This window comes from Rhodopila sp., from assembly GCF_965277825.1.
Classification (GTDB): Bacteria; Pseudomonadota; Alphaproteobacteria; order Acetobacterales; family Acetobacteraceae; genus Rhodopila.
Genome location: NZ_OZ255846.1, coordinates 1,449,435 through 1,462,502, shown reverse-complemented (window position 1 = coordinate 1,462,502; position 13,068 = coordinate 1,449,435). Strand labels below are relative to the sequence as shown.

Sequence of the window (13,068 nt, the reverse complement as noted above, 5' to 3'; positions counted from 1 at the left end):
GCCCCCCATCCACTCTATGCTCCCCCAAACGCAACAAAAGGGTCCCACGAATGACAACCCCCCTGGCAGGCATCACCGTGCTCGATTTCGGTCAGATCTATCAGGGTCCCTACGCCACCATGCTGATGGCCAAGGCCGGCGCCGACGTGATCAAGATCGAGCCGCCGGGCGGTGAGCCGCTGCGCCGGCGGGTGATCGCCACCGGTGGCGAAACCACCCTGCCGATCGCCATGCTGAACGCCAACAAACGCGGCGTGACGCTTAATCTGAAATCCGACGCCGGCAAGGATCTGCTGAAGCAGATGGTGGCAAGGGCCGACGTGTTGCTGGAGAACTTCGCCCCAGGCACGCTCGATGGGCTGGGCGTCGGCTACGACGTGCTGCGGCCGATCAATCCCCGCCTGATCTACGCCACCGGCACCGGCTTCGGCATTAGCGGGCCGGACCGCGACAACCTGGCGATGGATTTCACCGTACAGGCCGCCTCCGGCATCATGAGCATCACCGGCGATCCGGACGGACCGCCGATGAAGGCCGGCCCGGCGCTGGTCGATTTCCTCGGCGGCATCCATTTGTACGCGGCGGTGGTCAGCGCGCTGTTACAGCGCCAAGCCACCGGGCAGGGCCAACTGGTGGAGGTGGCGATGCAAGAGGCGGTCTATCCGACGCTCGCCACCAGCTACGATTATCATTTGCGCACCGGCAAGGTGCCCCCGCGCACCGGCAACCGCCCAGCCGGGCTGGGCAGCGCGCCGTACAACGCGTTCCGGACCAGGGACGGATGGGTGGCGATCTACACCGTCACCGACGCGCACTGGCAGGCTCTGCTGCGCGTGATGGGGCGCGCCGACCTGCTGGATGATCCGCGCTTCGCCACCCATGCGGCGCGCGCCCGCAACATGGACGCGACCGAGGCGCTGGTGACGGCCTGGACCGTCGGCCTGGACAACGCCGATGTCGTGGCGGCAACAAAACGCCACCGCATCCCCGCCGCCGCGGTGCGCAACGCTGTCGAGGTGATGAACGATCGCCACATGCACGACCGCGGCATGCTGCAGCGGATCGAGCATCCCGCGCTGGGATCGATCATCGTGCCGAACTCCCCGCTGCGGCTGCACGGATCGGAGCCGGTCGAACCGCTGCCCAGCCCATCCCTCGGGCAGCACAATCTGGCGATCTATGGCGAATGGCTTGGGCTGGGAGCTGATGCGGTTGCAGCGCTGGAGCAGGCCGGAGCGATCTGATACCCGACCTGGACGATCCGTCGGGTTCAACTCGATACGCAGGAAAGTGGCGTAGTCACGAATATCCCCGACGGTTGAGGATGGTCGGCTGGGCTTGTGCTGGCGACATGCCGCAAGCCGGCTATGCCGCCGAGCCGTACGAACACCGGGTGGCGCCGACGGTGCTCACCCTGCCGTCACGGACTTGTGGCGCTAAACCGTCTGGATGGCCCAGCATATTGGGCCACCCAAACTTTGTCATCGATCTGTTACGTGAGCCGTGCAGCTCACCAGGTCAGCACCGTTGAGAACAGGAAGCCCTGAGCCTTCGCATCATTTGTTCGGCCCACCGCGGTGGCGGTGCCCCCAGCGCCGAGCGTGCCCGTGGCAAAGTCGAAACCACCTTGGTGACGATACTCATACTGATATTCCGCAACCAACTGGATGCCCGGAGCAAGCCGATAAGCACCGCCGCCACCGAACTCATACTCGTGTCGCTGGGAGATGCCGGTCAGGCGGGCATCGCCCTGGCTTTCTACTACACCGTATTCCACCCCCAGGGTGATCGGGCCATTGGCATAGGTCAGACCCCCCAAGATCGCGTTTTCGTTTGCACCGCCGGTCGGCTGCTCGGCGAGCTGACCGTTCACCTTGCCACCAATATAATCACCGGCCAGCGTGAAATTTGCCGCCGTGACCGCGACGCCTGCCTTGTAGAAGCCCAGGTTGTTATAGCGCAGGGTCTGTGCACCGGCGGCGACGCCGCCGACGACGGTTCCAAGCCGAGCCTGGGTCGTGGTCGCGTAGGGCGAGGTCGTCAGGTTTTCCTTGCCGGCTGTTTCATAAAAACCATAGGCCTTGAAGTCCACAGGCCCGAACGTCTGCTGAAAGCGCAGACCGGCACCCACCTGGTTGAGCCAACGGGTGGGATCGTTGCCGGACGAGACGTTGATGCAGCTTGCGCTGGCCTGGTTGCACCCAACGCCGTTGCCGGTATTCTGGAACGAGTTGCCCTCGTTCGGGGCGTACTGCACACCAAAGTCGAAGCCGAAGAACTGGGGTGACAGATAGACGACTTTCGAATTGCCGTACTCCGCTCCGGCCTGGGCCAACCAGACGAACGGAACGGAGGGGCCGCCCGGCCCGATGCCTTGCAGCGGCTCGCCGCCGTTGAAGTTGCCGGTGCCGGCGTCCCAGCACTGCGAAGTAAAGATACAGTTGTCGAACAGGCCGATGACGCCGTCGGTCTGGCCAATGCGCACGATACCGGCCCGATCCGACGCCAGGTAGCTGAAGGCGCGGCGGACGAATACGGTTTCGTTCGAAGAGTTGGTGCTCGGCCCGGTTGCGGTTCCGGACGGGACTAATCCGTTGGCTCCGACACTGGTGCCGTTTGCGAAGGTGGACCCATTGGCAGTGCCGCCGGAGACATTTTCGCGGAGTTCGACGGCGGCGCCGTAGCGCAAGCCGTTGGCGGCCAACCCGTCGAAGCCTGGATACAGGCGCACGTAGCTGGAAATCCCGACTGGATTGAGCTTGAAGCCGGTCGGAGCGCCGGTCCCGGTAACGCCTTTGTCGACGCTAGTGTAGTTGGCGGTCACGTCTACTTCGACACGGCCGTTTAGGCGGATGACGATGGTTCCAGGAGCCGGAACTTTGTCCACGTTCGGCGCATAGATGGTGCTGAGCGGACCAGCAGCCGCACCGCCCGACGGCGTATTGGCGGTGCCCCAGGCGTTGTTGTTGTTGTTCGCGGCCGGGCCGGCGCCATACGGCGCGGCCAACTGACCTTGGGCGGGGTTGGCGATCGGCTGGGCCAACGCCAGACTGCTGGATGCTCCAAGAACGGCGGCACTGGCCATGAGAAGCTTACGCATGTGAGTCCTCCATAATGACGCCGGTACACCGGCAATCCGCTTTGCATGCACCGCCCGTTCGGGCCCCCCGGGCCCAGCGAAACAAACCGCCAGCCCTCGGCAACGTTAATGACCGCGCGTTAACACTTGCGCAACCTTCCCCAAGTCGCAGCGTGGTGTTCGTACACAAGCGTTGCGGAAAAGCCACATGGCGCCTAGTTTGACCTATCGCAATCTGTGTTGTAGGCGCCGAAAGGGGGGCTGAGGATAAGACCAGATGGAACTGCACGATCTGATTGCTTCAGACGTACTGCTCGAAATGGCCTACACGCAGAAGAAGGCCGAACGTATCATCACGGCACTGGAGAAGCCGATAAACGACCATCTGCTTCGGCTCTGGACAATGCCGGCCGGTGCCGATCGTGAACTCTGGATCCGCGAACTGATCAACTGGATCGACGAGATTGCGGAAATTGTTCTTCGTCCAGCGAATACCCGTCCGCCGCACATCTTCTACTACAAGTTGTTGTTCTTCGAGCCGTTCGGCGGAGGCGCCGGGAGATCAAACATTCTGCGCCGGCTCCGTCGCCAGCACCGCCAGGGCTGTCCGGTGCAGATCGACGTCACGCCGGAAGCATTATTGGACCGCTTGCAGGGCTTTCATCGCGACCTGTCCGGTCTATGCGCCGAAAAAACCATCGGCGAAGAGCAGATTCGTCGTTTCCTTGATGAACATTAGGCCGATCGCGCTGAGCGGAATCTTTACGGCACGTGAACGGCAAGTGAATCGCTCGACCAAGACCATTTTGGCTCAGGCCTGGATTAGGGCGAGGCCTGTGAAGAAAGTGAGCTTAACTTGCGTGTATCAGGCAGAGTGTCCGGTCCAGAACGTCCCGCGTCATCCGGGGGTTCAGCCACCGAAGGCCGGCTGGTTCCTACAGCAGCGGCATGACGCCATCCGGCGTTGAGATAATCCCAACCTGTGATCAGCGTCAGGGCCGCGGCGATCCAAAGCATCGCCTCTCCGATCAGAGACACCGGAAGGAAGCCGATGCCGAGCATCCCGGCGGAGGTGCTTCCGGCGAGCAGCGTGCCGAGCGCGCCCATCTGGAAGCCTGTCTTCCATTTCGCAAGCCGCGTTACCGGAAGACCAATCCGAATGCCGGCCAGATACTCGCGTAAGCCGCTGACCAGGATTTCGCGAAGCACAATGACGATGGCCGGATAGAGTCCGAGCGAGGACAGCCGATGCTGGCCGACGAGAAGCATCAGCGTCGCGCCAACGAGCAGCTTATCGGCTATCGGATCCAGCATGCGTCCCAGGTCGGATTGCGCGAACCGGGACCGAGCTAGTTTGCCATCGAAATAATCTGTTATGGCGGCGATGCTGAAGACAACGCATGCCGCCAAATCTCCCGCCGGCGTGGCAAACGCGACCAATGCGATCAGCAGCGGTATCGCCGCGATACGCGAAAGCGTCAGAAGGTTGGGAAGATCGGTCATCACGCCGAACCAGAATGATTTATCATCACCACATAGGCGATTATCGCTTTTGGCGGAAGCAGCAACCGATGATCAAGCGTTCTCTCGCTGCGCGCCGGGATGAAAATGGGCGTATACGCGAAGCGCCGTCTCTCGACTGATGCCTGGCGTGGCCTCAAGGTCGGCCAGGCCCGCCATCTTGACGCCGCGCGCCGATCCAAAATGGTTGAGCAACGCGCGTTTCCTGGCTGAACCGATGCCCAGGATTTCGTCGAGCTCGCTCCTGCGGATGGCGGTCGAACGTCCCGCTCGATGGGTGGTGATGGCGAAGCGGTGCGCTTCATCCCGCAACCGCTGCAGGAAATAGAGCACCGGATCGTTCGGCGGGAGTTGAAAAGGAACGGTCCCATCCGTGTGCAGCCACTCGCGCCCGGCGTCGCGATCCGGCCCTTTGGCGATTGCGACCAGCTTTACATCATTCACGCCCAGGTCGGCCATGACGTCACGCGCCGCCGTCAGTTGTCCCGCCCCGCCATCGATCAGGACAAGGTCCGGCCAATCCGTCAGCGCGGCACCGTCGGCCTGCTCTTTCAGCGCGCGCGAGAACCGCCGTTGCAGCACTTCACGCATCATGGCGAAATCGTCGCCCGGTGTGATCGGTCCACGGATGCCAAATTTCCGATAGGCCGACTTATCGAACCCCGCGGCACCGGCGACGATCATCACGCCATAAGGATTGGCGCCCATAATGTGGGAGTTGTCATAGACTTCGATGCGCTCAGGCGACGCCGCCAGATTGAACAGCTTTGCGACGCCTTCGAGTAACTTGGCCTGCGCGGTCGATTCCGCCAGCTTACGCTCGAGCGCCTGGCGAGCATTGACTTCCGCATGCAGCACGACGTCACGCTTTTCGCCGCGCTGGGGGCAGACGATTTCGACTTTGTAGGGCGCCTTCAAGGACAACGCCTCGGCGATCAATTCGACCTCAGGTAGCTGTTCGTTGAGCAGCAGCAGTGGCGGCGGAGGTTTGTCATCGTAGAACTGGGCAATAAACGCCGCGAGGACCTCGGGTATCTCTTCCGACTTCGTGTGGACGGGAAAGAAGGGCCGGTTGCCGTTGTTATGACCGCCGCGGACGAAGAAAACCTGCACGCAGGTCCGACCCGCGGTCTGCCAGGCGGCGATCACATCGGCATTGCTCAGGCTGGCCGGGTTCACCACGCTGTTGCCCTGCACGAAGGTCAATCCGCGCAGGCGGTCGCGCACCGCCGCGGCACGTTCGAAGTTCAACGATCTGGCCGCTTCTTCCATCTCGGCAGCGAGCTCCTGCTGGACGTCGCCCGACTTCCCGGCCAGGAAGCTTTTGGCTTGCTTCACTAGCTTGGCGTACTCGTCCGGTGCGACCCTGCCGACGCAGGGTGCGGAACAACGCTTGATCTGAAACAACAGACACGGCCGCGTCCGGCTGGCGAACACGGTGTCGGCACAGGATCGCAACAGAAACACGCGCTGCATGGCGGTAACCGTCTGATTGACCGCCCAGGCCGATGCAAATGGACCCCAGTAGCTTCCCTTACGGATCTGTGCACCGCGGTGTTTCGATACTTGCGGATACGGATGATCCTCTCCCATAACCAGCCAGGGAAAGGATTTGTCGTCGCGCAGGACTATATTATACTTAGGCTTAAGCCGCTTGATCAGATTGGCTTCGAGAAGAAGTGCCTCCGCCTCTGTGTGGGTGGTGACGATTTCCACCGACTCGGTATCCGACACCATGCGACGCAGGCGTTCCGACAGCCGCCGGTCCTGAACGTAGGCCTTCACGCGCTGCTTCAGGTTACGTGCCTTGCCGACATAGACCGCATCGCCCTTGGCGTCGATCATCCGGTAGACGCCGGGGACGGAGGGCATGGTCTCCAGTGCGGCCTCGATTACGATGGCGCCTTTATCGCTGTTTGCATTCATCTCATCAGGACCGGGTTTCAGGGACTTTTCCTAGGCTTGCTGAGCCGCGGACACCGCTATGATAGTGGATTGCCCAACGGGTGGGTTCCAGTCGCCAACCCGATCTTTGATCGCCCGGGTTCGCTGATGGGCGTCGCCTGAGCGGCTGAAGGCAACGCCATCCATACCACGCCGCCATAATCACCCGCGTCGCAACCGCGACAACGCTCAGGCCGGCCCGGCGATCCGGTCGATCTCCGCCGTCTCATCCACGGTCAGCGCCCAATCGCCGGCCTTGACGTTCTGTTCAAGCTGGTCCGGCTGGGTCGCCCCGGCGATCACGCTGGCGACCGGGCTTTGCGCCAGCAACCACGAAAACGCCAACTGCAGCATCGTATGGCCGTGCGATTCAGCGAAATCCGCCAACTTCTCCGAGATCTGCCAATTCCGCTCGGTCAGGTAACGATCCGCCAGGCGCTGGGTCTCGGCCAGCCGAGTGCCGGCGGGCAGCGGCGTGTTGCGGCGGTATTTGCCGGTCAGCAGCCCGCTCGCCAACGGGAAGTACGGCAGTAGTCCAAACCCGAGCTTTCGCGCCGCCGGCAACAATTCTGCCTCCGCCGCGCGATGCACCAGGGAATACTCGTCCTGGCAACTGACGAAGCCGTTCAGCCCGGCGGTGCGCGCGGTCCACGCAGCTTCGGTCATCTGCCATGCGGCGAAGTTGGAGCAGCCGATGTAGCGCACCTTGCCTTGGCGGATCAGGTCGTCCAGCGCACGCAAGGTTTCCTCGATCGGCGTGCGCGGGTCGGCGCGATGCATCTGGTAGAGATCGATCCAGTCGGTCTTCAGGCGGCGCAGGCTGTGCTCGACGGCTGCCATGATATAGTGCCGCGATCCACCAGCCATTTCGCCGCTGTCGTCCATCGGCATGGCGAATTTCGTCGCCAGCACGATGCGCTTGCGGTCGTCACCGAGCACGCGGCCCATCACCGTTTCCGACCCGCCGCGTTCGCCATAGACGTCGGCCGTGTCGAACAGGCTGATGCCGAGGTCGAGCGCCTTGTGGATCACCGCCTTGGTCGCCGTCTCATCAATCCGGCCGCCGAAATTGTTGCAGCCCAGGCCGATCGACGATACCCGAAGGCCAGACTGGCCAAGATTGCGGATTTCCATGGATGTTGGGTCCCAACGATGTTCGCTCCCAGCTTTGCCCCGTAGCGCGGGATGGTCAAACCGAACCCCGCTGCCAATCAGCGCGCCGCCGACCCCCTGGTGCCGACCAATGGGGTCAGCCGATGGTGCCGACCCCTGGGGCCGATCAGAACACGATCAGCTTGTCCACGCCGCGGCCGCGATCGGACGGCGCGTCGAAATCCAGGCTGGGGCCGACCGGCACGATCCCGCTCGGATTGATCCGCCGGTGGCTCATGTAATAGTGCCGCTTGATGTGACCGAAATCCACGGTCTCGGCGATGCCGGGAATCTGAAAGATGTCACGCGTGTAGGCCCACAGATTCTTGTAGTCGACGATCCGCCTGATGTTGCATTTGAAATGACCATAGTACACGCAGTCGAACCGGACCAACGTCGTGAACAGCCTGATGTCGGCCTCGGTCAATGCGTCCCCGCACAGGAAGCGTGACTGAGACAGCCGGCTTTCAAGCCAGTTCAACGTCTCGAACAGCGGCACGACCGCCGCCTCGTACGCCGCTTGAGTGGAAGCGAAGCCGGCCCGGTAGACGCCATTGTTCAGCGTGGCATAGACCCGCTGGTTGACGGCATCGATTTCACCCCGCAACGCCTTCGGGTAGTAGTCGCCCGGCACCGCCCCGACCTGATCGAACGCGGACCCCAACATGCGGATGATATCGGCGGATTCGTTGTTGACGATGGTCTGGGTGTGCTGGTCCCAGAGGAGCGGCACCGTCGCCCGGCCGGTGTAGTCGTCGTCGGCGCGGGCGTAAAGTTCGTAGACATAGCGGCTGTCATACAGCGGATCGGCGACCACGCCATCGCCCGTTGCGAAGGTCCAGCCGTGGTCCGCCATCAGCCAATGAGTCACCGAGACCGGAATGATCGCCTGCAGCCCCTTCAGCGCCCGCATGATCAGTGTCCGGTGCGCCCACGGACAGGCGAGCGAGACATAAAGCTGATATCGCCCGGCCATCGCCCGGAATCCATCCTGTCCGGTCGGACCCGGGCGGCCGTCCGAAGTGATCCAGTTGCGGAATGCGCTGTCGCCGCGCTCGAAATGACCATCCTTGGTGACGGGCGGCGCTTGCTCCTGCCACACACCGTTGCTCAGTAAACCCATCCAGTCCCTCCTGGTATGCGACCTTGGTGGTTCACGCCGTGTGCCCGAATACCGAGAACGAAACCCACCCGACCTCGGCACGATCGAAGCCATACCGGCACGATCGCGCCGCGCCCAACCCCCGCCGCCGGTCGATCACCCGCTCCAGACAGCCAGCCGGAGTATTCAGCATGGCCCGCCGGGCTGGAAAAGATCTAGTGGTCAGCGGCAAATTTCGGCTTCGATGGTCCCGTTGCGATCTCATCGACCAGCTTTCTGGTCATCGCCTCACCGAAACTAGAGAAATCGTGCACTTCCAGCACAAAACTGCCCGGCCCTCCGGTCACGTTGGCCCGGTAATAGTTCGCCAGGCCGCCGGGCGGCTGGACATGGGCGAAGGTCCACGACACCGGATGGTCGTTGATGATCGCCAGCCCGTTGATAGTGATGCCGGCCTTGATGGCGTCGTCGCGGGCGTCGGAGATCTCCCGCCCGGCGTTGTTGGTGCCGTCGCCACAGACGTCGATAACGTGACGCGTGGCGTTCATTCCACTCTCGGCGAGAAGCTGCACCGCCTGATCCACCCCGGCACTGATCGCGGTGCGACCCCAGAACGACCGCGGCGCCGCCGCCAGCTTGTCGGCGAACGCCCGGGCTGACGCCTGGTCGCGGATCACCGTCCAATCCAGCACCGTGCGCACCTCGAAGCTGCTGGCGAATTCCAGATAGGACACGGCGATCTTGCCGTTGGGGCCGCCCTTGATCGCATCCAGCACTTTCTGGGTGGTGAAGGCGCTGGTGTAGCCGTCCTTCTCTAGTTTGAATTCGGTGTCATCGATACTGCGGGACACATCGGTGACCAGCACCAGGGCGACATCGACGTTATCGGCTCGGGCCGGTTGCGCCACCGCCAGGATCAGCAGCGACAGGCTGGCCATCGGAACCAGGGCGATGCGAACCATGCAACAAGCCTCCCGCGATCAATCTGCCTCGACGCAGCAACGCCCCGCCGCATCTCGTCTGGCGCCTACCCGTTGGGCATCCGCCAGTCTGGCACCCCCCGTCTGGCAACCCCGTCTGCCGCCGCGAATATCAAACGCCTCGGGTGTTCCGGCGTCAAAGTAAAACCAGCGTGGCCTGCCGGCGACTTGGCCAGCGCAGCTTACTGGCTGGCCCAGACGATGCGGTGCATCCAGGCCACTTCGGTCAGGTCGAAACTGTAGTCGGCGTGCTCCGGGTTCAAGCTCTTTAGATCCACTCGCCGAGCCGAACGGCGGGCCAACTGCTTGGCCATCACCTCACCAGCCATGGTGCGCACCACCACGCGGTCACCGCGGCGGATCGGTGCCGAGGGCGAGACAATCACCTGGTCGCCGTCGCGAAACACCGGTTCCATCGACTCGCCGCTGATCTCCAACGCATAGGCATTGGCATCGGCGATCTCCGGCAGGCTGACCTCGTCCCAACTGCCGCCGACCGGATACCCGCCGTCGTCGAAATAACCCTCGCCCCCGGCCTGCGCCAGGCCGATCAGCGGCACCCGTCGCGACAGTGACCGGCCGGCGCTGCTCGCCAATGCCCGCGCCCCCGACACCAGGGAGGTGAAGCTTTCCAACGACGCCCCGGTTGCGTCCAGCACCTTGGCGACGCTTTCCGTGCTGGGCCAGCGCGCCCGGCCGTCCGGCATCCGCCGCTTCGACGGATTGAACGTGGTCGCATCCAGCCCGGAGCGTTTTGCCAGGCCCGAGGCGGACCATCCGTTTTCAGCGGCCAGTGTATCGATGGCACGCCACACATCCTCATGTTTCATCTAGCTCGCTCCTGCTGGGAGATGCGCCACGGCGAATCGGTTCTGGATCATTATCCTAGGAATGACTGCCAAATGAAATAGGAAAATGAGCCATATTTACTTGCACGCATATGCAACCTATGATAGAAAGAACAGGTGATAGTTCGCCTTCGCGCGACCCTCGCTTCAGACCGCTCCGGGAACCAGCCAATGCCGAATGCCGCCGCCATCATCTCCAGGGCAAATCGAGTCCCAGTCCATCACGACGCCACACTGCAACCGTTCGGCAGCGCCGAGGAAGCCTGGCTCTGGACCATGGCGGCGTTGAGCGCACGTCGCGAAGGCGCACGCTACACTGCCGGCAAGGGTCTGCTGCGCCGGCCGTGCGATCCAGACGACGTAGTCAAATGCCTCGACGGACTGTTTCGCCAGCGACGGATCGATCTCGGCCATGCCCGGGTCCTGCGGATCTGGGGCGAACGGCGGATGGCACCTAGCCTGACCGTTGCCGTCGAGCGTAACGACCATCGCGTGTGGACCGAAGCGCTGGAAAGACTGGAGTGGCCATTGCGGGTCAAAGGAATCGTTACTTAGTTTCGAAAACTAGGAAAATTATCGTTGACACCGTTGCCCATTTTCCTTTAATGTTCCCGCATCAACGGGCGAGGTGCGCCCGTCGATGATCTCTCCTCCTCCCAACCTATAACCGCTGTCCTTCGGGGCAGCGGTTTTTTTATGGAAGAAACCCCGCCATGGCCTTCGCCATCCGCAACCTGTCGGTGCTCGCTTACGCCAACGGCTTCACGCTGTGGCACTATAAGACCGGCAAGGACACGCTGGATACCGTCAGCAGCGGAAACTACCTGGCCGATGCCAGCGATATGCTGACCGCCGGCGACCTGATCATGCTGACCGCCACCGATGGCGCACGCATCGTCTGCGTGACACTGGCCGACCTGGAGACGGTGGTCACCGCGCCGCTATCCTGAACGACGCGCTGCACTCCCTGCGACCAGGCCGCGCAACCGATTCGGAAAATGGCAGGGCCCTCAGTCATCAATTGGCGCCACAGGCGATCGCAACACTTCCGTGGCGTGGCGTCGCCGCCCCGCCGCGGTGACCACGAAACGTCCATCCTGTCGCTCGGCACACAGGCCGCCATTCATCAGCCGGCGTAGGCACGGATCATCTTTTTGCCCGGCTGGCCGCCCGGCCGAATCGCACAGATAAAGCCGGTGCAAAGCGGAGCGACAGCACGTCTCAAGATAGGGTTCGGACCACATCGCCTCGCGCTTCGTCAGGCCGGCAGCACGCATAACAAAGCCCGACGATGCCCACCAGCACCCGCGGCCAACGCCCGACGCGGGTTTTGCCCTTCCGGGCGCCGCCGGTTCCCGGCATAAGCGCAACCGCATGCTTCCGTCATTGGCATCAGCCGCGCTTCCGGCGCTGCGCCTGCTGGATCCTGAGCGCGCCCACGGCGTCGCCTTGCGGGCGCTGTCATGGGGTCTGGTGCCCCCAACCCGGTGCCCCGACCATCCGGCGCTCGCGGTCGATTGCCTGGGACACCGCTTCGCCAACCCGATCGGGCTCGCGGCCGGCTTCGACAAGAACGCCGCCGCCGGTCCCGCCCTGCTGCGGTTGGGCTTCGGATTTGTCGAGACCGGATCGGTCACCCCCAGGCCGCAATCGGGCAACCCCAGGCCACGCGTGTTCCGGTTGACCCAGGACCTCGGCATCATCAACCGGCTGGGCTTCAACAACCTTGGCCTGGCGATCTACACCAGGAATCTGGCGAAGCTGTCGCCGCGTCGCATCCCGCTCGGGGCCAATCTCGGCATCAACAAGCAAGGCGCCGACCCGGTGCGCGACTACAAGGCGCTGGTCGAAGCGGTCCGCGCGCTGGTCGACTACGCGGTGATCAACGTCTCCTCGCCGAACACGCCGGGGCTGCGCGACCTGCAGACCGAGGCCCAGCTACGCTCGATCCTGCAAGCTGTCGCCACGATCGACTCAAGGCCGCCGATCCTGGTGAAGCTGGCGCCCGACCTGTCCCCGGACGGTCTGGCCGCGGTGGTCGAAACCTGCATCGAGCAAGGCGTCGCCGGCCTGATCCTCGGCAACACCACGCTCTCGCGTCCCGCCGCCCTGAAATCAGTCAATGCGACCGAGGCCGGCGGCCTGTCCGGCCTGCCGCTGCAGAAGCTGGCCACCACCATGCTGGCGCGAGCCTATCTTCTGGCGCGCGGCCGGCTGGTCCTGATCGGCACCGGCGGAATCTTCAGCGGCGGCGATGTGCTGACCAAAATCCAGGCCGGCGCCTCGTTGGTGCAACTCTATACCAGCTTCGCCTTCCAAGGTCCGGCGTTGATCCCGCGGCTGAAGGCAGAACTGCTGGTCGCCCTGCGCGACGCTCGGCTAGCCACGCTGGCAGAGTCGATCGGCACCCGCGCGGCGGAACTGGCGGAGCAGATCTAATAT

13 protein-coding genes are annotated in these 13,068 nt (G+C 63.3%); 5 read left to right on the top strand and 8 right to left on the bottom strand.

The genetic code is table 11. From position 1 onward, the window contains the following. The first annotated feature begins 50 nt into the window (after positions 1-50). Positions 51-1,244, top strand: coding sequence for a CaiB/BaiF CoA transferase family protein (locus tag ACQY4T_RS07390; protein ID WP_428539506.1), 1,194 nt, complete (start codon positions 51-53; stop codon positions 1,242-1,244). 266 nt (positions 1,245-1,510) lie between these two features. Here ACQY4T_RS07390 and ACQY4T_RS07385 read toward each other — a convergent pair whose 3' ends face one another. After that, complete coding sequence (locus ACQY4T_RS07385) at positions 1,511-3,100, bottom strand: porin (protein ID WP_428539503.1); 1,590 nt, start codon at positions 3,098-3,100, stop codon at positions 1,511-1,513. Between the two features lie 256 nt (positions 3,101-3,356). Here ACQY4T_RS07385 and ACQY4T_RS07380 point away from each other — a divergent pair, with 256 nt between their 5' ends. Then, entirely contained in the window at positions 3,357-3,818 is a 462-nt protein-coding gene (locus tag ACQY4T_RS07380) for a hypothetical protein (RefSeq protein WP_428539500.1), read from the top strand. 83 nt (positions 3,819-3,901) lie between these two features. On the opposite strand, the gene pgsA is transcribed toward ACQY4T_RS07380, so the two are convergent. From pgsA to ACQY4T_RS07350, 6 genes are all read right to left on the bottom strand, one after another. Next, entirely contained in the window at positions 3,902-4,585 is a 684-nt protein-coding gene (pgsA, locus tag ACQY4T_RS07375) for a CDP-diacylglycerol--glycerol-3-phosphate 3-phosphatidyltransferase (protein ID WP_428539497.1), read from the bottom strand. A 69-nt stretch (positions 4,586-4,654) separates the two neighbouring features. Further along, a complete protein-coding gene (gene uvrC, locus ACQY4T_RS07370) occupies positions 4,655-6,526 on the bottom strand; it encodes an excinuclease ABC subunit UvrC (protein WP_428539494.1) in 1,872 nt (623 codons plus the stop codon). A 207-nt stretch (positions 6,527-6,733) separates the two neighbouring features. Further along, positions 6,734-7,678: an aldo/keto reductase gene (locus tag ACQY4T_RS07365; RefSeq protein ID WP_428539491.1), complete on the bottom strand. Its 945-nt coding sequence runs from the start codon at positions 7,676-7,678 to the stop codon at positions 6,734-6,736. A gap of 145 nt (positions 7,679-7,823) precedes the next feature. Then, positions 7,824-8,819, bottom strand: a complete 996-nt coding sequence (locus ACQY4T_RS07360; RefSeq protein WP_428539488.1) for a glutathione S-transferase family protein — start codon at positions 8,817-8,819, stop codon at positions 7,824-7,826. Between the two features lie 194 nt (positions 8,820-9,013). After that, complete coding sequence (locus ACQY4T_RS07355; protein WP_428539485.1) at positions 9,014-9,760, bottom strand: DUF1194 domain-containing protein; 747 nt, start codon at positions 9,758-9,760, stop codon at positions 9,014-9,016. Positions 9,761-9,960: 200 nt separating this feature from the next. Continuing rightward, entirely contained in the window at positions 9,961-10,608 is a 648-nt protein-coding gene (locus tag ACQY4T_RS07350; RefSeq protein WP_428539483.1) for a S24 family peptidase, read from the bottom strand. A 189-nt stretch (positions 10,609-10,797) separates the two neighbouring features. Between ACQY4T_RS07350 and ACQY4T_RS07345 the strand changes: the two genes are divergently transcribed. Further along, complete coding sequence (locus ACQY4T_RS07345; RefSeq protein WP_428539480.1) at positions 10,798-11,181, top strand: hypothetical protein; 384 nt, start codon at positions 10,798-10,800, stop codon at positions 11,179-11,181. A gap of 158 nt (positions 11,182-11,339) precedes the next feature. Beyond that, the gene (locus tag ACQY4T_RS07340) at positions 11,340-11,576 is read left to right on the top strand and encodes a hypothetical protein (RefSeq protein WP_428539477.1); all 237 of its coding nucleotides are present in this window, start codon (positions 11,340-11,342) and stop codon (positions 11,574-11,576) included. A 60-nt stretch (positions 11,577-11,636) separates the two neighbouring features. Here ACQY4T_RS07340 and ACQY4T_RS07335 read toward each other — a convergent pair whose 3' ends face one another. Beyond that, a complete protein-coding gene (locus ACQY4T_RS07335; RefSeq protein WP_428542759.1) occupies positions 11,637-11,870 on the bottom strand; it encodes a hypothetical protein in 234 nt (77 codons plus the stop codon). A 130-nt stretch (positions 11,871-12,000) separates the two neighbouring features. On the opposite strand from ACQY4T_RS07335, the gene ACQY4T_RS07330 reads away from it, so the two are divergent. Next, on the top strand, positions 12,001-13,065 hold the full coding sequence (locus tag ACQY4T_RS07330; protein ID WP_428539474.1) for a quinone-dependent dihydroorotate dehydrogenase: 1,065 nt from the start codon (positions 12,001-12,003) through the stop codon (positions 13,063-13,065). Positions 13,066-13,068 lie beyond the last annotated feature (3 nt).

Excerpts from the sequence above, each read along its gene's own strand:
- ACQY4T_RS07330 (WP_428539474.1), top strand. The coding sequence starts at position 12,001 with ATGCTTCCGTCATTGGCATCAGCCGCGCTTCCGGCGCTGCGCCTGCTG.
- ACQY4T_RS07355 (WP_428539485.1), bottom strand. The coding sequence starts at position 9,760 with ATGGTTCGCATCGCCCTGGTTCCGATGGCCAGCCTGTCGCTGCTGATC.
- ACQY4T_RS07335 (WP_428542759.1), bottom strand. The coding sequence starts at position 11,870 with ATGTGGTCCGAACCCTATCTTGAGACGTGCTGTCGCTCCGCTTTGCAC.
- ACQY4T_RS07380 (WP_428539500.1), top strand. The coding sequence starts at position 3,357 with ATGGAACTGCACGATCTGATTGCTTCAGACGTACTGCTCGAAATGGCC.
- ACQY4T_RS07385 (WP_428539503.1), bottom strand. The coding sequence starts at position 3,100 with ATGCGTAAGCTTCTCATGGCCAGTGCCGCCGTTCTTGGAGCATCCAGC.
- ACQY4T_RS07365 (WP_428539491.1), bottom strand. The coding sequence starts at position 7,678 with ATGGAAATCCGCAATCTTGGCCAGTCTGGCCTTCGGGTATCGTCGATC.
- ACQY4T_RS07340 (WP_428539477.1), top strand. The coding sequence starts at position 11,340 with ATGGCCTTCGCCATCCGCAACCTGTCGGTGCTCGCTTACGCCAACGGC.
- ACQY4T_RS07360 (WP_428539488.1), bottom strand. The coding sequence starts at position 8,819 with ATGGGTTTACTGAGCAACGGTGTGTGGCAGGAGCAAGCGCCGCCCGTC.
- ACQY4T_RS07390 (WP_428539506.1), top strand. The coding sequence starts at position 51 with ATGACAACCCCCCTGGCAGGCATCACCGTGCTCGATTTCGGTCAGATC.
- uvrC (WP_428539494.1), bottom strand. The coding sequence starts at position 6,526 with ATGAATGCAAACAGCGATAAAGGCGCCATCGTAATCGAGGCCGCACTG.
- ACQY4T_RS07345 (WP_428539480.1), top strand. The coding sequence starts at position 10,798 with ATGCCGAATGCCGCCGCCATCATCTCCAGGGCAAATCGAGTCCCAGTC.
- ACQY4T_RS07350 (WP_428539483.1), bottom strand. The coding sequence starts at position 10,608 with ATGAAACATGAGGATGTGTGGCGTGCCATCGATACACTGGCCGCTGAA.